Below are 1,400 nucleotides of genomic sequence, written 5' to 3'. Positions count from 1 at the left end.
CCCGCGGGCCGCAGGCCCCGCAGCCGCTGCACCTCCTCGCCGCTGAGCGGGTTGGGCCGCACCCGCAGCAGCTCCCGCGAGGACGGGTCGAAGAAGGACAGCGTGGCCTCGTCGATCCGGATGCCCACCCGACGCCCGCCCAGGATCTCCGCGGCCAGCACCTGGTGGCCGCCCAGGCCCACCAGCCCGCTGTTGTTCACCGTCCGGTCCACCTCGAACGCGCACCCGTCCCCGGTCGGCAGCGGAGGAGGACCGGCCGCACGCCCGCCCCGGGCCGCCAGCCGGGCCAGGTCCGCCACCGACAGGTGCGAGCGCACCGTCTTGATCCGCGCCCCGGCGATCAGCAGGTGGATCACGGCCGTGTCGGCCCAGAACGTCACCGTCAGCCCCGAGCGGGCCGGACCGAGCCAGAACTGCTTGCCCGCCACCTGCAGATTCCCGCTCGCAGGCACCACCCGCTCGAACTCCACCGGCCCGCCAGGCTCCGGCACCACGCCCTCCGACCCCGGAACCGGCGACTCGGACGGCTCCGGCGCCACCACCGCGGGCACCGGCTCCGCAACAGCAGGCGCCACCAGCGGAGCCGTCCGCTGGTGCGGCACCAGCGAGAGCACCCCCGGCACCTTCAGCCCCAGCACCTCCCGCTCCTGTTCGGGAACGGGGGCGAACCGGTCCGCCGGGCTCTGCATCTCCAGCGCCTGATGCGGACGGACACAGTTGTACTCCTCCACCCACGCCTCCAGCGCCCGCTGAGCTGCCTCGATGCTCTCGAACGGATCGCAGTGGTCGAGGAGTTCACGTCGCAGCGTCTGGTGGAACCGCTCGACCTTGCCCGTCGTGGTCGGCGAGGCCGGCTGGGTGAGCCGGTGCGCGATCCCGTTCTCCCGGCAGATCCGGTCGAACAGCACCTCACCGCCCTGCCCGAACCGGTCGGTGAACTGCTTGCCGTTGTCGGTGAGCACCTCCTCCGGCACCCCGAACGCCCGCAGAGCCCGGACGAACGCCGCACACACCGCCCGCCCCGTCGCCCGCTCCACCACCGATGCGATCACGCAGTACCGGGAGTGATCGTCCACACCGGTCACGATCTTCGCCTCGGACAGCTCCCCAGTGACCGCATCGACCAGCATCACCCCGCCGACGATGTCCATCTGCCACAACTGCATCGGCGCATCGCGCTGCCAGCGCTTGTAATCCGACCGCTTCCGCCGCCGCACCCCCGGCTCCACCAGCCCATGCCGGACCAAGATCCGATACACCGTCATCCGCGACGGCACCGGGCTCACCGCCCCGGACCGCTCCAGCACGAACGCGATCCGCCGCGGCCCCCACCCCGGATGCTTGCGCCGCAGCTCGCACACCGCCGCCTCGACCTCCGCCGAGGCCTGATGCGGACACGA

General features: G+C 72.5%; 1 protein-coding gene. It reads right to left on the bottom strand.

The features are described 5' to 3' along the window. On the bottom strand, positions 1 to 1,400 hold a 1,400-nt coding region (locus ACIOWN_RS34515), incomplete at both ends, for an IS481 family transposase (RefSeq protein ID WP_401984484.1).

Source organism: Streptomyces sp. NPDC087787, assembly GCF_044743035.1.
Taxonomy (GTDB): domain Bacteria; phylum Actinomycetota; class Actinomycetes; order Streptomycetales; family Streptomycetaceae; genus Streptomyces.
The sequence above is the reverse complement of the archived record's forward strand: the minus strand, read 5'-3'. Positions and strand labels throughout refer to the sequence as shown.